General features: G+C 71.6%; 22 protein-coding genes. 9 read left to right on the forward strand and 13 right to left on the reverse strand.

Translation table 11 applies throughout. The features are described 5' to 3' along the window. Positions 1-66: 66 nt before the first annotated feature. Together RCO28_RS09775 and RCO28_RS09780 are read left to right on the forward strand one after the other, a co-directional pair. Complete coding sequence (locus RCO28_RS09775) at positions 67-1,107, forward strand: glutathione S-transferase C-terminal domain-containing protein (protein ID WP_308940607.1); 1,041 nt, start codon at positions 67-69, stop codon at positions 1,105-1,107. Positions 1,108-1,251: 144 nt separating this feature from the next. Beyond that, positions 1,252-1,824, forward strand: a complete 573-nt coding sequence (locus tag RCO28_RS09780; RefSeq protein ID WP_308940608.1) for a DUF4232 domain-containing protein — start codon at positions 1,252-1,254, stop codon at positions 1,822-1,824. 113 nt (positions 1,825-1,937) lie between these two features. On the opposite strand, the gene RCO28_RS09785 is transcribed toward RCO28_RS09780, so the two are convergent. Continuing rightward, on the reverse strand, positions 1,938-2,342 hold the full coding sequence (locus RCO28_RS09785; RefSeq protein ID WP_308940609.1) for a DUF5997 family protein: 405 nt from the start codon (positions 2,340-2,342) through the stop codon (positions 1,938-1,940). Positions 2,343-2,450: 108 nt separating this feature from the next. Here RCO28_RS09785 and RCO28_RS09790 point away from each other — a divergent pair, with 108 nt between their 5' ends. After that, positions 2,451-3,263, forward strand: coding sequence for a LysR family transcriptional regulator substrate-binding protein (locus RCO28_RS09790; RefSeq protein ID WP_308940610.1), 813 nt, complete (start codon positions 2,451-2,453; stop codon positions 3,261-3,263). A gap of 50 nt (positions 3,264-3,313) precedes the next feature. Here RCO28_RS09790 and RCO28_RS09795 read toward each other — a convergent pair whose 3' ends face one another. The 4 genes from RCO28_RS09795 to RCO28_RS09810 form a co-directional block, all read right to left on the reverse strand. Further along, entirely contained in the window at positions 3,314-3,985 is a 672-nt protein-coding gene (locus RCO28_RS09795) for a 1,4-alpha-glucan branching protein (RefSeq protein ID WP_308940611.1), read from the reverse strand. A gap of 23 nt (positions 3,986-4,008) precedes the next feature. Then, positions 4,009-5,238 carry an alanine--tRNA ligase-related protein gene (locus RCO28_RS09800; RefSeq protein WP_308940745.1) on the reverse strand — a complete coding sequence of 410 codons (1,230 nt, stop codon included), beginning with the start codon at positions 5,236-5,238 and terminating at the stop codon, positions 4,009-4,011. Between the two features lie 260 nt (positions 5,239-5,498). Beyond that, complete coding sequence (locus tag RCO28_RS09805; protein ID WP_308940612.1) at positions 5,499-6,026, reverse strand: GNAT family N-acetyltransferase; 528 nt, start codon at positions 6,024-6,026, stop codon at positions 5,499-5,501. A 5-nt stretch (positions 6,027-6,031) separates the two neighbouring features. Further along, positions 6,032-7,243: a hypothetical protein gene (locus RCO28_RS09810; RefSeq protein ID WP_308940613.1), complete on the reverse strand. Its 1,212-nt coding sequence runs from the start codon at positions 7,241-7,243 to the stop codon at positions 6,032-6,034. Positions 7,244-7,657: 414 nt separating this feature from the next. On the opposite strand from RCO28_RS09810, the gene RCO28_RS09815 reads away from it, so the two are divergent. The 3 genes from RCO28_RS09815 to RCO28_RS09825 all read left to right on the forward strand — a co-directional run bounded on the left by RCO28_RS09815 (position 7,658) and on the right by RCO28_RS09825 (position 10,068). Beyond that, the gene (locus tag RCO28_RS09815) at positions 7,658-8,335 is read left to right on the forward strand and encodes a cupin (protein ID WP_308940746.1); all 678 of its coding nucleotides are present in this window, start codon (positions 7,658-7,660) and stop codon (positions 8,333-8,335) included. Positions 8,336-8,635: 300 nt separating this feature from the next. Further along, positions 8,636-9,844 carry a cytochrome P450 gene (locus RCO28_RS09820; RefSeq protein ID WP_308940614.1) on the forward strand — a complete coding sequence of 403 codons (1,209 nt, stop codon included), beginning with the start codon at positions 8,636-8,638 and terminating at the stop codon, positions 9,842-9,844. Between the two features lie 26 nt (positions 9,845-9,870). Next, positions 9,871-10,068 carry a ferredoxin gene (locus RCO28_RS09825; protein WP_308940747.1) on the forward strand — a complete coding sequence of 66 codons (198 nt, stop codon included), beginning with the start codon at positions 9,871-9,873 and terminating at the stop codon, positions 10,066-10,068. A 93-nt stretch (positions 10,069-10,161) separates the two neighbouring features. Here the strand turns inward: RCO28_RS09825 and rbsD are convergent, their stop codons facing one another. Genes rbsD through RCO28_RS09845 form a run of 4 tightly spaced genes read right to left on the reverse strand, consistent with a single transcriptional unit; the run spans position 10,162 to position 15,125 of the window. Continuing rightward, a complete protein-coding gene (gene rbsD, locus RCO28_RS09830; RefSeq protein ID WP_308940615.1) occupies positions 10,162-10,551 on the reverse strand; it encodes a D-ribose pyranase in 390 nt (129 codons plus the stop codon). Beyond that, entirely contained in the window at positions 10,548-12,521 is a 1,974-nt protein-coding gene (locus tag RCO28_RS09835; protein WP_308940616.1) for a substrate-binding domain-containing protein, read from the reverse strand. The genes rbsD and RCO28_RS09835 overlap by 4 nt, the downstream gene beginning before the upstream one ends. Further along, positions 12,511-14,088 (reverse strand): sugar ABC transporter ATP-binding protein, encoded by a 1,578-nt coding sequence (locus tag RCO28_RS09840; RefSeq protein ID WP_308940617.1) that lies wholly within the window; start codon positions 14,086-14,088, stop codon positions 12,511-12,513. The genes RCO28_RS09835 and RCO28_RS09840 overlap by 11 nt, the downstream gene beginning before the upstream one ends. After that, on the reverse strand, positions 14,085-15,125 hold the full coding sequence (locus RCO28_RS09845) for a LacI family DNA-binding transcriptional regulator (protein ID WP_308940618.1): 1,041 nt from the start codon (positions 15,123-15,125) through the stop codon (positions 14,085-14,087). Before RCO28_RS09845 ends, RCO28_RS09840 begins: the two co-directional genes overlap by 4 nt. 483 nt (positions 15,126-15,608) lie before the next feature. Between RCO28_RS09845 and RCO28_RS09850 the strand changes: the two genes are divergently transcribed. Next, positions 15,609-16,088 carry a hypothetical protein gene (locus tag RCO28_RS09850; RefSeq protein ID WP_308940619.1) on the forward strand — a complete coding sequence of 160 codons (480 nt, stop codon included), beginning with the start codon at positions 15,609-15,611 and terminating at the stop codon, positions 16,086-16,088. A 50-nt stretch (positions 16,089-16,138) separates the two neighbouring features. Here RCO28_RS09850 and RCO28_RS09855 read toward each other — a convergent pair whose 3' ends face one another. The 3 genes from RCO28_RS09855 to RCO28_RS09865 form a co-directional block, all read right to left on the reverse strand. Next, on the reverse strand, positions 16,139-16,369 hold the full coding sequence (locus RCO28_RS09855) for a hypothetical protein (protein ID WP_308940620.1): 231 nt from the start codon (positions 16,367-16,369) through the stop codon (positions 16,139-16,141). A gap of 143 nt (positions 16,370-16,512) precedes the next feature. After that, positions 16,513-18,507: an alkyl sulfatase dimerization domain-containing protein gene (locus RCO28_RS09860; protein WP_308940621.1), complete on the reverse strand. Its 1,995-nt coding sequence runs from the start codon at positions 18,505-18,507 to the stop codon at positions 16,513-16,515. Between the two features lie 300 nt (positions 18,508-18,807). Beyond that, positions 18,808-19,434 (reverse strand): TetR/AcrR family transcriptional regulator, encoded by a 627-nt coding sequence (locus tag RCO28_RS09865; RefSeq protein WP_308940622.1) that lies wholly within the window; start codon positions 19,432-19,434, stop codon positions 18,808-18,810. Between the two features lie 183 nt (positions 19,435-19,617). On the opposite strand from RCO28_RS09865, the gene RCO28_RS09870 reads away from it, so the two are divergent. Together RCO28_RS09870 and RCO28_RS09875 are read left to right on the forward strand one after the other, a co-directional pair. After that, the gene (locus tag RCO28_RS09870; protein WP_308940623.1) at positions 19,618-19,794 is read left to right on the forward strand and encodes a hypothetical protein; all 177 of its coding nucleotides are present in this window, start codon (positions 19,618-19,620) and stop codon (positions 19,792-19,794) included. A 148-nt stretch (positions 19,795-19,942) separates the two neighbouring features. Further along, positions 19,943-20,422 (forward strand): GNAT family N-acetyltransferase, encoded by a 480-nt coding sequence (locus tag RCO28_RS09875; RefSeq protein ID WP_308940624.1) that lies wholly within the window; start codon positions 19,943-19,945, stop codon positions 20,420-20,422. Positions 20,423-20,452: 30 nt separating this feature from the next. Here RCO28_RS09875 and RCO28_RS09880 read toward each other — a convergent pair whose 3' ends face one another. Continuing rightward, positions 20,453-21,472, reverse strand: coding sequence for a LacI family DNA-binding transcriptional regulator (locus tag RCO28_RS09880; protein ID WP_308940625.1), 1,020 nt, complete (start codon positions 21,470-21,472; stop codon positions 20,453-20,455). Positions 21,473-21,610 lie beyond the last annotated feature (138 nt).

Raw genomic sequence — 21,610 nt, forward strand, 5'->3', positions numbered from 1 at the left:
GAGGACGCGCTGTGCGCACCGTGGGAACCGTGCGGGCAGCGCGGACCGCGACGGAGAGGACCGGCCGTGAACGCCACCGAACGCGATGACGGGAGCCAGAGCGACGGCAACGCCGCGTACGGGCACAAGAAGTTCAAGCGGTCCAAGAGCCACTTCGCCGACCGCGTCACCGCCGACGGCCGCGACGGCTGGCCCGTGGAGCCCGGCCGCTACCGGCTCGTCGTCAGCCTCGCCTGCCCCTGGGCCAGCCGTTCCCTGGTCTCCCGGCGCCTGCTCGGCCTCGAGGACGCCCTGTCCCTCGCCGTCGCCGACCCGATCCAGGACGACCGCAGCTGGCGCTTCACCCTCGACCCCGACGACCGCGACCCGGTGCTCGGCATCCGCTACCTCCACGAGGCGTACGACGCCCGCGAGCGGGACTACCCGGGCGGGGTCAGCGTGCCCGCGATCGTCGACGTGCCCAGCGGCAAGCTCGTCACCAACGACTTCCAGCGGATCACCCTCGACCTCGCCACCGAGTGGACCGCCCTGCACCGCCCCGGCGCCCCCGACCTCTACCCGGAGCCGCTGCGCGACGAGATCGACACCGTCATGGAGGGCATCTACCGCGACGTCAACAACGGCGTCTACCGCGCCGGATTCGCCAGCGAGCAGAGCGAGTACGAGAAGGCCTGCCGGGACGTGTTCCGCCGCCTCGAAGAGGTGTCGCAGCGCCTGGCCGACCGCCGCTGGCTCGTCGGCGACACCATCACCGAGGCCGACATCCGGTTCTTCACCACACTCGTCCGCTTCGACGCCGTCTACCACGGCCACTTCAAGTGCAACCGCTACAAGATCTCCGAGGACCCGGTCCTCTGGGCGTACGCACGCGACCTCTACCAGACGCCCGGCTTCGGCGACACCGTGAACTTCGACCACATCAAGCGGCACTACTACCAGGTGCACACCGGCATCAACCCCACCGGCATCGTCCCCCTCGGCCCCGACCCGGCGGGCTGGACCACCCCGCACGGCCGCGAGGACCTCGGCGGCCGCCCGTTCGGCGACGGCACGCCCCCCGAACCCGTCACCTCCACCTCCGAAGACCTGAGCCACCTGAGGAGTTGAGCCTCGTCCACGGCACCGCAGCACGCACCGGACCCGCCCGCGGCGGCACGTACAACCGATCGCGCCCCTCGCGTGTCACACCGGACAACGCCCGTACGCATCCCTGGAACTGACCCTTCCGACCGTGAACCGACCCTTCCGACCGTGAACCGCGAGGGAACCGCCATGCTCACCCGCACCGCCACCACCGCGCTCGCCGCGGCCCTGCTCCTCACCGCCGCAGGCGCGGCCGCCGCCGCTCAGCCCGCTACGCCGGACGCCCGCGGCAAGGGCACGCCGCAGTGCCGCGCGAACCAGGTGCGGGTGGCCGCCGAGACCGTCGAACCGGAGTCCGGCTCGTACCCGAACGTGCTGCACATCCGGGTCACCAACGAGAGCGCCAAGAAGTGCGCCGTCGACCGCATCCCCACGGTCATCTTCGGCGACCTGGACGGCCCTGCCCTGCCTGTGCCGCTCGGCGAGAGCGGCCCGTACGACCTGGCCCCCGGCAAGACCGGGCACGCCGCGGTGCGGACGATCGAGGACGCGGCCGACCCCGAGACCCGCCAGGTGGACTACATCACCGTCGCCGGCGCCCCCGCCCACCCCGGCGCCCGCTTCACCGCCGACGACCTGGACATCACCGGCAAGATCCGGGTCTGGGAGCCCGTCACGACCTGGTGGCACCCGACCTTCGTGGAGGCGGAGGAGGTCCTGGCCAACCGGTTCCAGGCGTAGGCCGTGTCTTAAGGGCGTCTCCGCTGCACCCGGGTGTACGACGGGCCGGGACCGCCTCCCTGTACGGGGGCGGTCCCGGCCCGGACGTTTCGCGGGGGCGGTGCCTGTGGCGGTCAGCGGCCCTGTTCGGCGGCCTTCTGCGCCTGCTCCGCCTTCTTCTCCTTGAGGCGGATCGCCTCCTTGCGGACCTCGGCCTGCGTGGCGCGCTCCTTCTGCAGCCACTCCGGGGACTCCTGCTTCAGGGCCTCGATCTGCTCCGTCGTCAGCGGCTCCGTGACACCGCCGCGGGCGAGCCCGGCGATGGAGACACCAAGCTTCGAGGCGACCACGGGACGCGGGTGCGGGCCGTTGCGGCGCAGCTCCTGGAGCCACTCCGGCGGGTCGGCCTGCAGCGCGCTCAGCTCCGCGCGGGAGACGACACCCTCCTGGAACTCGGCGGGGGTGGCCTGGAGGTACACACCCAGCTTCTTCGCCGCGGTCGCGGGCTTCATCGTCTGGGAGTTCGCTTGCGTCGTCATGGTGTCAAGGGTAACGAGCCGATCGGCCTCCCTCTGACCACGGGGAACGGCCTCCCCTCCGACCACGCCCGGTGACGTGCCCGCGACCAGGCCCGGTAACCTGGCGGAGTGACTGGCTCGGAAGCAACCCCTTCGTTCCGGCTCGCCTACGTCCCCGGCGCGACCCCCGCGAAGTGGGTGCGGATCTGGAACGAGCGGCTGCCCGACATCCCCCTGAACCTCGTCGCGGTCCCGGCCGCCGAGGCCGCCGACCTGCTCCGGGACGGCGAGGCGGACGCGGGCCTCGTACGGCTGCCGGTCGACCGGGACTACTTCAGCGCGATCCCGCTCTACACCGAGACCTCGGTCGTGGTGATCCCCAAGGACCACCTCGCGGCCGCCTTCGACGAGGTGAGCGCGGACGACATCGCCGACGAGATCGTCCTGCACCCCTTCGACGACCCGCTCGACTGGGAGAAGCCGCCGGGGCAGCCCGCGTTCGAGCGGCCCGCGACGACCGCCGACGCCATCGAACTGGTCGCCGCCGGCATCGGCCTCCTCGTCGTCCCGCAGTCCCTGGCCCGACTGCACCACCGCAAGGACCTCACGTACCGGACGATCACCGGCGTCCCGCAGTCGCAGGTCGCCCTCGCCTGGCCCGAGGAGCGGACCACCGACCTCGTGGACGACTTCATCGGGATCGTGCGCGGCCGCACCCTGAACAGCACCCGTGGGCGCCGGGGCGGGCAGGAGGACGACAAGCCGGCGAAGAAGGGCGCGGCGTCCCCGGGGAAGTCCGGCTCGTCGCGGACGGGAAAGCCCGGCGGCAAGACCCCGCGCTCCGGCGCCAAGTCCGGCGGATCCAGGGCGGGCGGCGCCAAGGCGGGCGGCGCCCGGCCCGGAAGTGGCACCAAGCGGGGCAAGCCGCGCCGCAAGTCGTAGTCCTCCCGGGGGGCTGGGACACCAGGCCGCAGCCCCCGAGATCTCGGACCTCAGAGCCCCTGAACCGACGCCTCCACGAACCGCTCCCGGCCACCCGCGCCGCCCTCAAGCGGCTTCCAGTCTGCGGTGACGTGCCCCTGCGGGGCCTCGCCCTCCGCGGACTCGTGACGCCCGAGCACCCGGCGGATCCGCAGCTCCACGCGAGCGGCGGGGTCCGCGGTCTCCACGACGACCCGCGTGCCCTCCGCATCGTCCACCGCGGACAGCGAAGCGATGCCCGTGCCGAGCGCCGCGGCCTCGAACCGCGCGACCACCGACCGGTCCGGTACGGCCGTTTCGCTCTGCGCCTGCGCCTGCGCACGCCCCGCGAGCAGCGCGAGCAACTCCGCGGCGCAGACCGGGTCGTGGGCCGCGTCGTACACCCAGCGCTTGCCGAGCACTCCGTGTTCGAGCGTGCCGACGAGACCGTCCTCGGCGCCGTCGAGCGGAGCGCCCCGGTAGGTGAGCGGCACGTGGTACGGGACGGGCGTCCCGCCGGAGGTGTCGGTGACCACCATGAACTCGATGCCGACCTCACCCGCCGGGTCGTCGAGGCGGAAGCCGCCGGCCTTGCCGAGTGCGGGAGCCGTCCCCGTACCGGCGTACCAGGCGCGCGTCGGCAGCCAGTTGGTGAGGAGTTCGAGCTTGGTGGGCTTGACGGTGGTGTGGTGAATGACAGCCATGCCTGATGGATACCACCCGCACCTCACCGCGCGTCGAGCAGCCCTCCGTCCACGAGGTCACGCGGCAGCCCGTGCGTGTCGTGCAGATAGGCGTAGTCCTGTTCGGTGAGCGGGCCGTGGTACGCGCGGCGGGCGAGGACGCGTCGTCCGCGTTCCAGGAGCCGGCCGAACCGCTGTTCCTCGGCGCGCAGTTGGTCCCGTACGACGTCGCTGTCGGTGGACTGCCGGAAGTGGTGCAGGGTGTGCTCGACGAGTTCCACCGGCAGATCGCCGACCGTGTGCTCCGGGTCGTCGCGCCACAGCGTGGTGAGCAGCCTGCGCGTGAGGCGCCGCAGTACGTAGCCGCGCCCGGTGTTGGACGGACGGACGCCGTCGCCCAGCACGACCACGGCGGAGCGCAGATGGTCGCTGACCAGGCGCAGCGAGGGCCCGTCGAGGTCCCACAGCTGCGGTACGCGGGACATCCACGGCTCGAACAGGTCGGTCTCGTACACCGAAGTGCGCCCCTGCAACACCGTGACCAGGCGTTCCAGGCCCATGCCGGTGTCGACGGACGGGCGGTCCAGGGGTTCGAGGCGGCCGTCGGCGTGGCGGCGGTAGCGCATGCTGACGTGGTTCCACAGCTCGACCCAGCGGTCGTCGGTGGTCGGAGTGCCCTGGGGCGGATTGCCCTCGGGGTCGGTCCACACGAAGATCTCCGAGTCGGGTCCGCAGGGCCCCGTGGGGCCGTTGGACCACCAGTTCTCGTCCCGCGTCCGCTCGACGGGGAGGCCCGACTCCCGCCAGATGTCCAGGGACCGGGTGTCGGGGCCGACCTGTTCGTCGCCGCCGAAGACCGTGGCGTACATCCGCTCGACGGGGATGCCGAAGCCGTCGCGGAGCAGCTCGAAGCCCCAGCGCAGGCTCTGGCCGTGGTCGTAGTCGCCGAGCGACCAGGAGCCGAGCATCTCGAAGACGGTGAGGTGGGAGGAGTCGCCGACCTCGTCGAGGTCGGTGGTGCGCAGACAGCGCTGCACGTTGACGAGCCGGCGGCCGAGCGGATGCGGGCGCAGGCCCTCCAGGTAGGGCGTCAGCGGATGCATGCCGGAGGTCGTGAAGAGCACCGGGTCGCCGGGCGGGGGCAGCAGCGAACTGCCGGTCAGGGCACGGTGCCCGCGCTCCTCGAAGAACTCGACGAACGTACGCAGCGTGTGCTCGGTGCTCCTGCTCCCAGGGTTCTGGACGGGCTCGTTCTGGACGGGCTCGCTGTTCATGGCGCTGTTCATGGCGGTGTTCATGGCGGTGGCCTTTCGGTTCGGGGGACCGGAAAGGGGCCGCCATGGGCGCGGGCCGGGGAGAAGGGGTCGATCAGGTTCTGCGGCGCACCGGCGATCCGTTTCCGGTCGCCGGGGGAGAGGGTGAGGTCAGGCGGCGGCAACCGGCGAGCTGGTCGCTCGCGCGGTCGCGGTGCTGATGCGGACGCTGTTCCTCATACGGTCCACGGTAACAAGGCCCGCCGCGCCGCTCACCGGAATTACGTGCCCGCTCCGGCGTCCCGGGGAGCACCCGCGCGGCTCTTGGTGTACTCGAGCTTGGCGGGCCCCTCGCCGCCCTCGATGCGGCCGCCGAGGACCCAACCGCAGGCCTCGTAGAAGGACTTGGCGCTGGTGTTCCCCGGGAAGGTCTCCAGACGGATGTCCGGGTACCGGGCCAGGAGCGTCTCCTCCGCGTGCCGCAGCAGCAGGCGCCCGAGCCCCCGCCGGTGGTGATCCGGGTCGATCATCATCAGGTCGACCGTGGGGCCGTCGAGGACGGAGAGGCCGATGATCCGGCCGTCCTCGGTGAGGCAGTGCACGCCGCCCTGCTCCAGGTGGCTCTTCACGTGCGCGTCGGAAGCACCGCTGCCGATGAACCAGTCCACCGCCTCGTCACCCAGGAACCCTCGGTAACAGGTGTCGATCGTGCGACGCGCGAGCGCCTGGAGAGCACCGAGATCGGCCCCGGTGGCAGGGCGGACGGCGGGGCGGACGGCGGGGCGCTGGGGGCCCGCTCCGCTGGTCACCCCGGTCACGGTGATTCGCCCTTCTTCCGTGAGGCGTCCCGGAAGCGCCCGAAGGCGTTGGTCAGGGTGGTCGTCAGCGTCGAGCCCTCGGGCCGCGGCATCGGCGCGGCGGACGGCCTCGACTGCTGTGCGGGCAGCGGCGCGGACTCGCCGCGTTCCGCCAGCGCGGCCTGGGCGAGCTCGGCCGCCTCCCGGTACAGATCACGGGATTTGGTCATCGCTTCGAGCGCGTCGGCGTACTTGGTGACCAGTTCGCGCGTGCGGGCCAGCTCCTCCTCGATCGTCAACAGGTGCCAGCGGCGGCGCAGTTGCTCCACGGCCTGCTCCGCGTCGGCGGGCAGCGGACGGGGCAAGGACGCGAACTCCGTGATCTTCTCGATGAGTTCGGTGGGCTCGGAGCCGTCCAGGAACACGCTGCGCACGGCGAAGCGGTCCGCGTCGTACCCCGGCGGGGGCGGCGACGGCGGCAGGACGACGGCGCCGCCGCGCGGGACCCGGACGTCCAGGTCCTTCATGGCCCAGTTGACGATGTCGAACTGCTCGGGCGCCGCGCGGTGTTCGACCACGCGGTGGCGCAGGCTCGGCGGCAGAAACGGGGTGAGGGGTTCGAGGCCGCGCGCGTCGGGCGTCATCGCCTCGTGCACGACGACGTGGATGTTCCAGCTGCTGCGCGTGCAGTTCTTGAGCAGGCGGCGCAGATCCTTGTCGTCGTCGGCGACGAGGCGGTGCGTGCTGCGCAGGCGCGGGCCCGGCACCACGTCGTGGTCCCAGGGCGTCAGGTCGCTGTCGGGCCAGAACACCGTGGCCGGCGAGAGCCAGTCCAGGTCCCAGGGCCGCTCCGCCTCGGCGGCGATGCCCCACGACACCGCAGCCCCCGCGGAGCCGCCGCGCCTGCGCCCCGGGGCGTCGTACGTCGTCAGCTGGGCGCGCACCGTGACGTCCTCGTCGACCCGCCAACGGGCCTCGAAGAGCCGGCGCGCGGTGGGGGCGGGGGCCGCGGCGTCGTCGTCGGACGCGAAGGGGTCGGGCAGGCCTGCCACGTCGCCGGGGGACGAGTCGTCGGGCGCGAGGTCGAGGAAGTCGTCGATCAGGCCGATCGACTTCAGCGCGATGAGGTTGCGCCGGACGTCCTTCTCGGGCTCGGGCCCGAGGTGGCGCCCGTGGCCCAGCCATGTCGTGTCGGGGGCGGCGGTCACGGATGAGCTCGTCTTAGGCATGGAGTCGTTCTGTGGGTGGTCGCGTGGAGGCTCCAGTATGGGCCAGTCGCCCGGTCGGCGGTACGGGGAGGGGGAACGACATGCGGTGATCGCATCCCCGTCTCACAGTGCGGGCAGATCGGTCCGCGCCGTCGAACCCGTCCCGCCCGTCCCCCATGTGCGCACCGTTGACCGTCGTACGTGTCCGGCCTAGGTTCAAGGGGACGGAAAGCGCTTGCTGTCCGCTGGACAACGGCCCGTACCCCCGGAATTCCCTTGCCGGACTTCCCGTATCCCGGACTTTCCCGTACCCCCGGACCTTGAGGAGTGCCCGTGGCGACGACGTCCTCCGAACAGCGCGCGCCCGAAGAACCCGCAGGCCCCGCGGAAACCGCGGCCGAGGCGCCGGAATCCTTCACCGGACTCCCCGGTTCCGTGGCCGTCTCGCATCTCAGCGTCTACCACTGGCCCGCCGCCGACGGCCGTCGCGGCGGCACCCCGCACATGCATCTGACCTGCAGCGAGGGGTACGTCGTGACGGCCGGCCGGGGTGCCGTGCAGACCCTGACCGCCTCCGGGTACGAGGAGACCCCGCTGGAGCCCGGCACCGTCGCCTGGTTCACGCCCGGCACCATCCACCGCCTGATCGAGGCGGACGGCCTGCGCATCGTCGTCCTGATGCAGAACAGCGGACTGCCCGAGGCCGGGGACGCCGTGCTCACGTTGCCCCCGGAGCATCTGGCCGACCCGGAGGCGTACGCGACGGCGACCGCGATCCCGCCGGGCGCACCGCGTGCCGAGCAGGCGCGGGCCGCGCGCGCCCGCCGGGACCTCGCCCTCGACGGGTACCGCCGGCTCCGCGACGCCCGCGACCCGCAGGCCCTCGCCGAGTTCCACGCCGCGGCCGCCTCGCTCGTACGCCATCGGCTCGGTGACTGGCGGGAGCGCTGGGAGCGGGGCGCCGCGGCGGCCGCCGCGGCCACCGGGGAGCAGCTCGACCGGCTCGCAACCGGTGACGTCTCGCATCTGGCCGACGCGGCCGTACGGTCCCGACGCCCCGCGGAGCAGGGCAAGTTCGGCATGTGCGGGTACCTGGACGTGTACCGGTTCTGACGAGCGGGTGCGCGCGGCGGCCCGCCCGGACGCCTTCCGGCCCGCCCGTACCTGGCGCCTTTCAAGCCCTTGCTTACGGGGCGATCAAGCCGACGGAATGCTCGTACGTATGCACGGAGCCGACCGTTCCGTGGGCCTGACCTGGTGTGGCGCGCCCGGCCCCGGGCGCAGGGGGCAGGGGGCGGCGGGAACCGGCCAACGCTGCCGCTCGGCCATCTGGCCGGTGCGAGCGTGGACCTCTTAGGTGCCTCGGGCATCCAATGGAGTCGGCAACAACGGCCGAACGCTTGCGAGGTCAGCATGACGGATGTGCGCACGACTCAGGCAGTCGCCTTCCCGCAGAACCGCACCTGCCCCTACCACCCGCCCCAGGCCTACCAACCCCTGTGCGACGCCCGGCCGTTGAGCCGCGTCACGCTGTACGACGGCCGCTCCATCTGGGCCGTCACCGGGCACGCCGTGGCGCGTGCGCTGCTCGCCGACGGCCGGCTCTCCAGCGACCGTCGCAACGCGGCCTTCCCCATGCCCACCGAGCGTCTCGCGCAGATCAAGTTCGACGACCGCCGCGTCGCCCTGCTCGGCGTCGACGATCCGCTGCACAACACCCAGCGCCGCATGCTGATCCCCAGCTTCTCGGTCAAGCGGATCGCGGCGCTGCGGCCGCGCATCCAGGAGACCGTCGACCGGCTGCTCGACGCGATGGAGGAGCAGGGCCCGCCGGCCGAGCTGGTCGAGTCGTTCGCGCTGCCGGTTCCCTCGATGGTGATCTGCGCGCTCCTCGGCGTCCCGTACGCCGATCACGAGTTCTTCGAGGAGCAGTCCCGGAGGCTGCTGCGCGGGCCCAAGTCAGCCGATGTGGAGGAAGCGCGCGACCAACTCGACGCCTATTTCCTGCAGTTGATCGACGAGAAGCTGAAGCGCCCCGGCGAGGGCCTCCTCGACGACCTCGTCGCGCAGCAGCTCGCCACCGGCGCCGTGGACCGCGACGAACTGGTCGCGATGGCCACGATCCTGCTCATCGCCGGGCACGAGACCACCGCGAACATGATCTCCCTCGGTACGTTCACCCTGCTCCAGCACCCCGAACAGTTCGCGGCGCTGCGCGCGGACGACGGCCTGATGCCCGCGGCCGTCGAGGAGCTGCTGCGCTTCCTGTCCATCGCCGACGGCATGCTGCGCGTGGCCAAGGAGGACATCGACATCGACGGCGCCACGATCCGGACCGGCGACGGCGTCGTCTTCTCCACCTCGCTCATCAACCGCGACACGGAGGTCTACGGCGCGCCCGAGCAACTCGACTGGAACCGGGGCCCGTTGCACCACCTCGCGTTCGGCTTCGGCATCCACCAGTGCCTCGGGCAGAACCTGGCCCGCGCCGAGATGGAGATCGCCCTGCGCACCCTGTTCCGCCGCCTGCCCGGCCTGGCGCTCGCGGTGCCCGCCGAGGAGATCCCGTTCAAGCCGGGCGACACCCTTCAGGGCATGCTCGAACTGCCCGTCACCTGGTAGGAGTTGGCGCGACGATGGACCATCAGATGCGGGTACAGGTCGACCGGGACCGGTGCATGGGCGCGGGCATGTGCGCCCTCACCGCACCCGGAGTCTTCACGCAGGACGACGACGGCCTCAGCGAGGTGCTGCCCGGCCGGGCGGACGGGGGAGGGGACCCGCTCGTACGGGAGGCTGTGCGGGCTTGTCCTGTGGGGGCTGTGCGGGTGGAGGAGGCGGGGTAGGTCTACTGGGCGCCCGCTCCTCAATCTCCCCCAGCTACCGCTGGGAGGTGCCCCCGGAGGGGCTCAAACTGAGCCCCTCCGGAGTAACCCGCCCTAGAAGAACACCCCGCACCGCAGCAACACGTTCGCGTACGGCCGAGCCTCACCCGTGCGCACGACAAGGCGTGCCCCGGACGTCAACCGCTTCAACTCCTCGTGCGGTACGTGCCGCAGCTCAGGCACCCGCTCCGCGAGCAACCCCGCCGCCTCGGGATTGGCGTCACCGACCTCGACCGCCGCCACCCCGCCCTCGATCACCAGCTCATCGAGGAGCCCGTCGAGGACCTCCGCGAAGGACGGCACGCCGGCGCGGAAGGACAGGTCGACCACGCGCGGGCCGTCGGGTATCGGCATGCCCGCGTCGCACACGAGGACACCGTCGCCGTGGCCCAACTCGGCCAGGGCGCCCGCCAGTTGACGGTTCAGGATGCCGGAGCGCTTCACTTGAAGTCCCCCACGTTCTTCGACGTGACGACCTTGACGTCCACCTTGACGTCGTCGGGGACGTCCTTGCCCTGGGCCGCGCGGACCGCGTTGCGTACGGCGATCCGGCCCAGCTGCTCGGGCTGCTGGGCGACCGAGGCGTACAGCGTGCCCGCCTCGACCGCCTTGATCCCGTCGGGCGTGCCGTCGAAGCCGACCACGGCCACCGACTTGCCCGCCTTCGCGCCGAGCGCCTTGGCCGCGCCGAGCGCCATCTCGTCGTTCTCGGCGAAGACACCGTCGATGTCGGGGTGCGACTGCATCAGGTTCGTCATCACGTCCAGGCCCTTGGTGCGGTCGAAGTCCGCGGGCTGCTTGGCGACGACCTTGATGCCCGGGTACGCCTTGATGCCCTCGGCGAAGCCCTGGCCCCGCTCCCGGCTGGCCGAGGCGCCCGGGGTGCCCTGCAGCGTGACGACCGTGCCCTTGCCGCCGAGCTTCTCGGCCAGGGTCTTGGCCGCCTGCTTGCCGCCCGCGACGTTGTCGGACGCGACGAACGTGGTCGTCTTCGCCTTGTTGACCCCGCGGTCGACCGCGATCACCGGGATGTCGCCCTTGTTGGCGGCGCGTACGGACGGGCCCGCCGCGTCCGAGTCCACCGGGTTCACCACGATCGACTTCATGCCCTCGCCGCTGAAGTTCTGCAGCTGGTTGGCCTGCTGCGACGGGTCGTTCTGCGCGTCCGTGACCGTCAGTTCGACGCCCGCCTTCTCCGCCTCCGCCTGCGCGCCCTTCTTCATCTGGACGAAGAAGGGGTTGTTCAGCGTCGACAGTGACATGCCGACCTTGGTCGTCGTACCGGCAGGACCGGAGTTGAACAGCGACATCGCGCCGAGCACCGCGGCCACCACGACCGCCGCGAGCGCCAGCTTGAACGCGCCGCGCTTGCCGCCGTTGCCCGCACCACCGGCACCCGCACCGCCGGCGCCCGCACCCGCGGCACCCGCCGAGCCGCCACCGGCCCTGCGTCGCACCGTGTCCAGGAGTACCGCGAGAGCGATCACGACACCGATGACGACCTGCTGCCAGAACGCCGACACCGAGAGGAGGTTGAGGCCGTTGCGCAGGACCGCGAGGATCAGCGCGCCGATCAGCGTGCCCGACGCCTTGCCGACACCGCCCGCGAGGCTGGCCCCGCCGATCACTACGGCGGCGATCGCGTCCAGCTCGTACCCCTGCGCGGCCTGCGGCTGCGCCGAGACCAGGCGGGAGGCGAGCACGATGCCCGCGACGGCGGCGAAGAGACCCGACAGGGCGTAGATCACGAGCTTCTGCCGCTGCACGCGCAGACCGGAGAGCCGCGCGGCCTCCTCGTTGCCGCCGATCGCGTACATCGAGCGGCCGATGAACGTACGGCCCAGGATCAGCGCAGTGAGGAGGCCCGCCGCGATCATCACGAGCACGGGCACCGGCAGCCAGCCGCCGAGGGTGTCGCCGAGGACGGAGACCGAGTCGGGGAACGGGATCGGGCTGCCCTGCGAGATGACGAGCGAGAGACCGCGGCCGATCGACAGCATCGCCAGCGTCGCGATGAACGGCGGGAGTTTGCCGTACGCGACGAGCGCGCCGTTCACCAGACCGCAGGCGATGCCCGTGCCCACGGCGAGCAGCACCGCGATCCACACCGGCACGCCCTCCGAAGTGGCCGTCCAGGCGAGGACGGTGGCCGACAGGGCCGCCACCGAGCCCACCGACAGGTCGATGCCCGCCGCGACGATCACGAACGTCACACCGAACGCGAGGATCGCGGTGACGGCCGCCTGCACGCCGACGTTGAGGAGGTTCTGGGTGGTCAGGAAGTCGCCGGAGAGCAGCGACATCGCCACCACCAGGACGATCAGCGCGCTCAGGGCGCCGTTCTCGAGCAGAAAGCGGCGGACCGCTCCGGCGCCACCCGCGCCCGTCTTGCTCTGGAGCGTGTCAGCGGCCATCGGAGTCCTCCACGTCGTCGTAGGTCTTTTCAAGGGTGAGGTCGGTCGCCGCGCCTGCGGCCTGCGGGTTGGAGACGGCCAGGGCCATCACCGCGTCCTGGCTCGCCTCCTCGGCGCTGAGCTCGCCCGCGAGCCGGCCCTGCGCCATCACGAGGACCCGGTCGCTCATGCCGAGCACCTCGGGCAGGTCGCTGGAGATCATCAGGACGGCGTGGCCGGACGCGGTCAGCTCGTTGATCAGCTGGTAGATCTCGACCTTCGCGCCCACGTCGATGCCGCGCGTCGGCTCGTCCAGGATCAGCAGCCGCGACTTGGCGAGCAGCCACTTGCCGATGACGACCTTCTGCTGGTTGCCGCCCGACAGGGTGCGCACATGCTGGTCGATCCCCGCCATCCGCACGCCGAGCTGCTCGGCGACGTCGACGGCCGCGGCCCGCTGCCCCTTCAGGTCCACGAGCCCCGCACGCGTGGCCGCCCGCAGCGTGACCAGGCCGAGGTTCTCCTGCACGGACGCGTCCAGGACGAGCCCCTGCCCCTTGCGGTCCTCCGGTACGAGGCCGATCCCGGCGCCCATCGCGGCGTTCACATCGTGCCGCGGCAGGCGCTCGCCGAGCACGTCCACCCGGCCGTCGTCGTACGGGTCCGCGCCGAACACCGCCCGCGCCACCTCCGTACGACCGGCGCCGACCAGCCCGGCGAGGCCCACGACCTCACCGGCACGCACCTCGAAGCTGACGTCATGGAACACGCCGTTCCGGGTCAGCCCGCGGACCGACAGCAACGGCCGCTCCCCGTCCGCCTCCTGGACCGGTCCGCGCTCGCGCGGGTACTGCTGCTCGATGCTGCGGCCCACCATCAGCCGGACGAGCTCGTCCTCCGGAGTCGACGCGGGCACCTGGTCGATGCTCCGGCCGTCGCGCAGCACGGTGACACGGTCGCCGAGCGCGGCGATCTCCTCCAGGTGGTGGGTGATGAACACGATGCCGACGCCGTCCTCGCGCAGCCTGCGCACGATCGCGAAGAGCTTCTCCACCTCCTCCGAGGTGAGCACGGCCGTCGGCTCGTCCATGATCAGGACGCGCGCGTCCAGGCTCAGCGCCTTGGCGATCTCCACCATCTGCAGCCGGGCGATGCCCAGTTCACGCACGCGGGCCCGCGGCGACACCTGCACGCCGACCCGGTCAAGCAGCTCGGCGGCCTCGGCCTCCATGCGCTTCCGGTCGACGAGACCGAAGCGGCGCGGCTGGCGGCCCAGGAAGATGTTCTCGGCAACCGTCAGATCGGGAACCAGGTTGAACTCCTGGTAGATCGTGGCGATGCCGAGCGCCTCCGCGTCCTGCGCGCCGTGGATGCGCACTTCGCGCCCGTCGGCGAGGACGCGGCCGCTGTCCGGCCGGTACGCGCCCGACAGCATCTTGATCAGCGTGCTCTTGCCGGCGCCGTTCTCGCCGAGCAGTACATGCACTTCACCGCGGCGCAGGTCGAAGTCGACGGAGTCGAGCGCGACCACGCCGGGAAAGGTCTTGCGTATCCCTTCGATACGCAGCAACTCCTCCGGATGACTCACGGGTTGCTCCTCGGTCGGGGACGGGAGGACAGTGCTGCCGCAACGGCCTGCGCGCCGCACGAGCGGCGCACGACGAGCCGCGCGGGCAGCGTCACGGACCACGCGGGGCGGCCCTCGATCAGGGCGATGAGCGCGCGCACGGCGGCGCGGCCCAGCTCGCGGGTCGGCTGCGCGATCGCCGTGATCGGCGGATCGGTGTGCACGAACCACGGGATGTCGTCGAACGCGGCCAGCGCGATGTCACCGGGTATGTGCAGCCCCCGGGCGCGGATCGCGTCGAGGGCGCCCAGAGCCATCAAGTTGTCGGCGGCGAAGACCACTTCGGGCGGTTCGGGCAGCGCGAGGAACGCCTCGGTGACGCGCCGCCCGCTCTCCGCCTGGAAGTCGCCCTGGCCCACGTACGCCTCGGGCAGCTCCAGGCCGTACTCGCCGAGCGCCGCCCGGAACGCCGCGACGCGCTCGCTGCCGGTCGTGGTGGCGGCCGGGCCCGCGATGATGGCGAGCCTGCGGTGGCCGAGGCCGTGCAGGTGGGCGACCAGATCACGGACCGCGGTGCTGCCGTCGGCCCGTACGACCGGCACGTCCACTCCCGGAATCCAGCGGTCCACGAACACGGTCGGCGTCCCCGCCCGCGCCGCGTCGAGCAGCTGCGGCGAGCCGCCGTCGGTGGGGGAGACGAGCAGGCCGTCGATACGGCGGTCGAGCAGGGTGCGCACGTGGTCGTCCTGGAGCCGCGGCGACTCGTCGGCGTTGCCGATGATCACGCTGTAGCCGAGGGCCCGCGCCTGCTCCTCCACGGAGCGGGCCAGCTCGGTGAAGTACGGGTTCATCACGTCGCTGATGATCAGGCCCAGGGTGCGGGTCTGGGCGGTACGCAGGGAACGGGCGACGGCGTTGGGCCGGTAGCCGAGCTCCTCCACGGCGGCGAGTACCCGCGCGCGGGCGTCCTCGCTGACGGAGGGGTGCGCGTTGAGTACGCGCGAGACCGTGGCGACGGACACACCAGCCGCGGCCGCGACATCTTTGATGCCCGCCATCTCGGGACCACCTCTTCGTGGGTTCCGTGGAATCGATTACACGGAGGATTGGAAACGATTACACGGGGCTGGGGCAAGGGGGTGCGAGGGAGCGAGATTCAATTGTGATGTGGGGGGCGCAGATGAGCGGGGCGAGGGCCGCGAGCTGTGTCGGGGCGAAGGTGCCGAGGGGGCGCGTATATCAGGAGCGAGCAGCCATGAAGAGCAGCCGCGCAGGGTGGACAGGGTGCTCGCCAGGGAGAGGACCGCCAGGCCGATGGGTACGTTCCTGCGGAAGTGGCGGGGCCGTGCCGACAGGGATGCATTGTGGTTCATGCCTCCAGTGGAGCCGGAGGGCGGTTGCGGGGGCGTATGCGGTTTTCGATACGCCCGCGATACACGGCTCGGCCGCCGCCCGGCCTTCGGAGGCCGTCGACCTGGCCCTCTGTGCGAGACCTTCAGGACCGGCTGCCGGTCAATTCGCGCACAGGGCAAGATGGCGGGATGAGTGATCTGGTGTGGGCCGACGTCAAGCGGTTCTTCGACCCTGAACTCATGGGCGCGCTCCCGGATCTCCGCGTCCCGGAAGTCTCCGTCGCGGGCTGGCAGGCTTTGCTCGATCTCGTTGTGGAGAGCGACTGGCCGTTCCAGTACATCGAGGGAGAGGCCACGCTCCCCGTGCCGCGCGCGAAGGACGTGCTGTCTCGTCCGTACGGAACTGCCTATCCGCAGCTGCGCGTCTGGCCGGCCGCTGACATGCTGGCGATCTTCCGATTCACGGCGGCCGACGAGATCGACTTCGACGTGGACCTGCGCCAACTCCAAGGCCAGGAACGCCTCGACCTCTTCTGCCGATTCCTCGCGGCGATCGGCCGAAGACTCGGGCGGCCCGTCCTGATGAACCCCGAAGGCGGCAGCGGGAGTTGTGCCGTCCTGGGGTTCGACGTCGAGGCCGAGAGGGTCGCGCTGAGGCGGGGTGGGTAGGGGCGGGCGCAGCCCCCCACCTCACCCCCTAGCCAGCCCCCCCCAACTCCCTACGCCCCCTGCCGAACCCCGTCCCCAACCATCGCGTCCGCCACCAGTTGGAACAGGCGGCGTTCGTTGCCCGCCAGGCCTGCTGCGCGTAGGGCGCGGTCGGTTTCGGCCATGGGCTCGTGGAGCAAGGGTGGGGCGCCCGTGGGGTGCGATGTGTCGTCCAGCGTCGCGCGCACGCCCTTCATGAGCCTCACGTACGCCTGCACTGCCGCAAGTTCCAGGTCCGTCATCGTCCGTCTCCTCCTCTGAGCGTCGGACCTCCCAGTCTTGCGTGCACCACTGACAACGGGCCCGACCCGGGCCGTCGGTGCACGCGGACGGACCAAGATCCGCAGTCACCTCTCCGTGCACGGAACAGGACCAGGACCAGGACTCACGGCGTGACGATCGCGAAGTTCTTGTCCGGCTTGTCCAGGACGGAGAGGAGCGCGGTGAGCAGTGAGCGGTCGCCCTTCATCGTGATGCCCTCCGTGCCCTTCCCCGCGAGCAGTGCGAGGAGTTGAGGCTTCGTCATGGTCATCGTCAGGCCCGCGTCCGGGGCGGCGTCCTCGTCCTCGGTCCAGGTGAGGAGGCCGTGGGCGAGGCGAAGATGCCAGTAGCCGTCGCCGATGTGCCAGTCGACGGCCAGTCGTACGTCCCATGCCTTGGGGCCGTCGACGCGGACCGCGATGCTGTCGATCAACTGGCCTACGGTGAGGGCGAGATACATGTCCGGGCCCACCGTGGAGCTCTCGCCCGGCGTGACGCCCTCGGTGAGTTCCTGGGCGCCGGTGAGGAAGAAGTTGCGCCACACCGCGTTCTCGCTGTCGTGGCCGAGGCGGGTGTAGAGCGCGGCGAGCTGCCGCTTGGCCTTGGTGTCGTCGGGGTCGTTGAACACGGCGTGGTTGAGCAGCGTGACCGCGAACCGCAGGTCGCCGCGCCGCTCGTACGCACGCGCGCGTGCCCGTACCGCCGACTGCCCGCCGAGGCACTCCACCCAGCGCCGCGCCTCCTCCACCGGAGGGTGCTCCCAGAGATGCGCGGGGTTGCCGTCGAACCAGCCCATGTAGCGCTGGTAGACCGCCTTCACGTTGTGGCTGAGCGAGCCGTAGTAGCCGCGGTTGGCCCACACCTCGCCGATCTGCGGCGGGAGTTGGAAGGTCTCGGCGATCTCGGTGCCGGTGAGGCCCTTGTTGATCAGCCGTACGGTCTGGTCGTGCAGGTACCCGTACAGGTCCCGCTGCTGCGTCAGAAGCCCCACGATCGCGTCGTTGCCCCAGGTGGGCCAGTGGTGCGAGGCGAAAGCGACGTCGGCCCTGCCCTCGTACAGGCCGATGGACTCGGTGAGGTAGCCCGCCCAGGCGTGGGCGTCGCGGACCTGGGCGCCGCGCAGGGTGAGGATGTTGTGCATGGTGTGGGTGGCGTTCTCGGCCATGCAGACCGCGCGCAGCTCGGGGAACAGGAAGTTCATCTCCGCGTGCGCCTCGGTGCCCGGCGTCATCTGGAACTCGATACGGACGCCGTCCAGGGTGAGTTCGTCGCCGGTGGCCTCGACGTGCCGGGTGGGTGCGATCAGGCCGACCGTGCCGAGGGAGACGGTGAGGCCGAGCCCGCAGCCGATCTGGGCCTTCGCACCGGTGGGAAGTTTCGCCCCGTACATGTAGCCCGCACGGCGTGACATGGCCGGGCCCGCGTAGATGTTCTCGGTGACCGCGTGTTCCATGAAGCCCTGCGGCGCCACGATCGGGATGTCCCCGGAACCATCGGCACCCCCTGCACCTTCAGGGAGGATTCCTCGGCAGCCGCCGAAGTGGTCGACGTGCGGGTGGGTGTAGATCATCGCCCGGACCGCGCGGTCGCCCCGGTGCTCGCGGTACAGGGCGAGCGCCGCGGCCGCGGTCTCGGCGGAGATCAGCGGGTCGATGACGAGGATGCCGGTGTCGCCCTCGACGATCGTCATGTTCGACAGGTCGAGCCCGCGGATCTGGTAGATGCGGTCCGTGACCCGGTACAGGCCCTGTTTGGCGAGGAGTTGGGCCTGCCGCCACAGACTGGGATCGGCGCTTTCGGGGCTGCTGCTGCCGTCGCCCGCTCCTTTGCCCCCCTTCGGCCCCCGCAGGAAGTCGTACGCGCCCGGGTCCCAGGCGACGCGACCGTCCTTCGTCTTGATCGGCCCGCCGGTGAACGCGGAGATGAACCCTTTGTCGGCGTCGTCGAAGTCACCCCGGTCGTCGTACGGCAGTGCTTCCGTATGCGTGGGGGTTTCGCCCGCGTCGGCGGGACCGTCCGCCGCGAAGGCGGTCCCCGTCGTGAGCGGGTTGAGCGAGACGGCGGCGGCAGCGGCGCCCGCCGTGGCGGCGACGAAGCCGCGCCGATTCATCGGAGTCATCGTGAAGTCGCCTTCGGGATGAGGGTGTTGGACGCGCAGGGCACAGCGGAGCCGCCGCGTCGTGGGGGCGGGATCGGGGCTCCACGTCCGGCCACTATTGCATTGCTGCTGCAATAGGAGTCAAGGGTTTGGCAGGCGGCTTGTTGCAGGCGTAATGAAATAAGGGGTGGAGCTTTTCCCGCGCGTCGGACGTGCCGCAGGACCCGGACCCGGACCCGGACCCGGACCAGGATCAGGACCCGGGCCAGGATCAGGACCCGGGCCAGGATCAGGACCCGGGCTAGGACCAGGGCGGGTCCCCTATCGCCCCAGGGTCACGTCGGCAAGGAGCGCGCTCAAGGTGCGGCGGATCGCCGCGCGCGTCGGGGCCGGGTCCAGGCCGCGCCGGGTCCGCAGGTGGTCCCAGGCCGCCCAGGAGGAGGAGGCCTCCAGCGCGTCCAGGAGGCCCCCGGCCCTGCGGGCGCCCGGGGCGTGCCGGAGTTCCGGGGCGAAGGTGGCCGCGAGGTCGGCGCGCAGCCAGGCGTCGCCGTCGGCCATGACCCGGCGCAGGCCGGGCGAGTCGGGTTCGAGTCCGAGGCCGACCTTGCGGATCGGGGTCATCAGCTCGTACATCCGGCCGCGTTGATCGAGCAGCACCCGCACCTTGCGGTCGGTCGGCCACTCGGGCGGTACCGGCTTCGACAGGCACTGCCAGCGCTCGGCCTGACGCTCGGCGGCGCTGACGTAGAGCGCCTCGCGGTCGGCGAAGTGTACGAAGACGGTGCGTTCGGAGACGCCCGCGCGTTCCGCGATGGCCTTGCGGGTCGGCTCGCGGCCGTCCTCGGCGGTGAGTTCCAGCATCGTGTCGACCAGCGTCGCCCGTGTCCACTCCGGATCACGCCGCCAACGCCGGCCCGTCGTCTCCCCGTCGGCGGCACGTCTGGTCACGGGGCCCATCCTCGCACTCCGGGGGAGGGGCGGGCCAAGGGCGGTGCGTGCTTACGTGGCCGGGCCCGCCTTGGCCGTACGCAAGGGAGTTGCCCCGTGACGGCGACCGCCGAGCCACGCCCACGCCTCGGCCGTACGCAAATGGGGTTGCCGCCGCGACGGTGACCGCCGAACCATGGACCCATGACCGCCGACCCCGTGATCCGCCAGATCCGCCCCGACGAGTGGCCCGAGGCGAAGGCGCTGCGCCTGGCCGCACTCCGCGACCCCGCCGCGCCCCTCAGGGGCCGTCTCCCCGATCTTTGCGGGCCCGCGACGCCTGGCACGCACTCTCGCCGCACCGGGCAAAGGCCCAAGTAGCTCCTTCCCCAAGCTCTCGGCTCCTCCCCCAGCCTCCGGCCGGGAGGTGCCCCCAGAGCAGGGGAGGCCCCAATCGAGGACCTTCGCCCGGCACGCCGAGAGCACGCTCCCCCAAGCTCTCGGCTTCGCTCGAGCAGGGGGGACCCCCATGACGCCGCGGTCTGATCCGCAAAGATCGGGGAGACGCCCCCTCGCCTTCAGCGAGACGTACGACGTGGCGAGCACCTGGCCCGAGCAGTTTTGGAAGGACCGTACGGCGAAGGGTGCCCAGGGCGGGCCGCACCGGCAGTTCATCGCCGAGGGGCCCACGGGCGTGTGGGTGGGGACCGTGACCGTGCTCGTGGAGGAGCCCGGCAGCCTCGATGTCACCGGCCGCCGGATCGAGCGCCGCCAGGCCCACCTCGTCGCGGTCTTCGTGCGACCGGAGCACCGGGGCGGCGACATTACGCGCGGGTTGTTCCGGGCCGCCGTGGACTGGGCACGGGCGGAGGCGGGCGTGGAGCGGGTCCGGCTGATGGTGAACCGGGAGAACGGCCGGGCGGAGGCGTTCTACCGCAAGGCGGGGTTCGTTCGGGTCGCCGTGGTGGGGGACGAGTACGAGATGGAGTACCGGCCGGCCAGCGGGTGACTCACCTGACTGAGCGCGCGGTCGCCGCCGCTACCGCTTCGGTCCCGCCCCCGTGGACCCCCGTACCACCAGCTCCGGCAGGAACAGGAACTCGCCGGGCGGTGCCGGGGTGCCCGCGAGTTCTTCGAGCAGGGCGCGGACGGCGGCCTGGCCCATGGCGTGGACGGGCTGGCGGACCGTGGTGAGGGGCGGGTCGGTGAAGGCGATCAGCGGGGAGTCGTCGAAGCCGACCACGGAGATGTCGCCCGGGACGTTCAGGCCCAGGTCGCGGGCCGCGCGGATCGCGCCGAGGGCCATCAGGTCGCTGGCGCAGACGATGCCGGTGCAGCCGCGGGCGAGCAGGGTGGCGGCCGCGGCCTGACCGCCCTCCAGGGTGAAGAGGGAGTGCTGGATCAGCTCCGCCGTGTCCTTCTCCGGCAGGCCGAGGTGTTCGTGCGAGGCGCTGCGGAAGCCTTCGATCTTGCGGATCACGGGCACGAACCGCCGGGGGCCCACGGCAAGCCCGATCCGGGTGTGGCCGAGCGTCGCGAGGTGGGTGACGGCGAGGTGGGCGGCGGTGCGGTCGTCGGTGGAGACGAAGGGGGCCGTGACGTCCGGTGCGTAGCCGTTGACCAGGACGAACGGGACGCCCTTGCCGCGCAGCACCTCGTAGCGGGCGGGGTCCGCGGCGGTGTCGGCGTGCAGGCCGGAGACGAAGATGATGCCGTGGACGCCGCGGTCCACGAGCATCTCGGTCAGCTCGTCCTCGGTGGAGCCGCCGGGCGTCTGGGTGGCGAGCACGGGCGTGTACCCCTGGCGGGTCAGGTCCTGGGCGATGACCTGGGCGAACGCCGGGAAGATCGGGTTGTCCAGCTCCGGGGTGATCAGTCCGACGAGGCCCTCGCTGCGGCGTCGCAGCCGCACCGGGCGTTCGTAGCCCAGGACGTCGAGGGCGGCGAGGACGGATTCGCGGGTGCTCACGGCGACGCCGGGTTTGCCGTTGAGGACCCGGCTGACGGTGGCCTCACTGACCCCCGCCTGGGCTGCGATGTCGACGAGCCGTGCGGTCATGGGCGGACTGTACCTGCCATCCGTCGGCTTGCCCACCGCTCTTGCACGCTCTTTCCAGCAGGTTCTTGCAAGCGTCTTGCAGCGCGGTGGTGGCCGGATCGCGGAGGGTTCCTCGGCCGGTAGTCGCCGTCCGGGATC

Source organism: Streptomyces sp. LHD-70, assembly GCF_031157275.1.
Classification (GTDB): domain Bacteria; phylum Actinomycetota; class Actinomycetes; order Streptomycetales; family Streptomycetaceae; genus Streptomyces.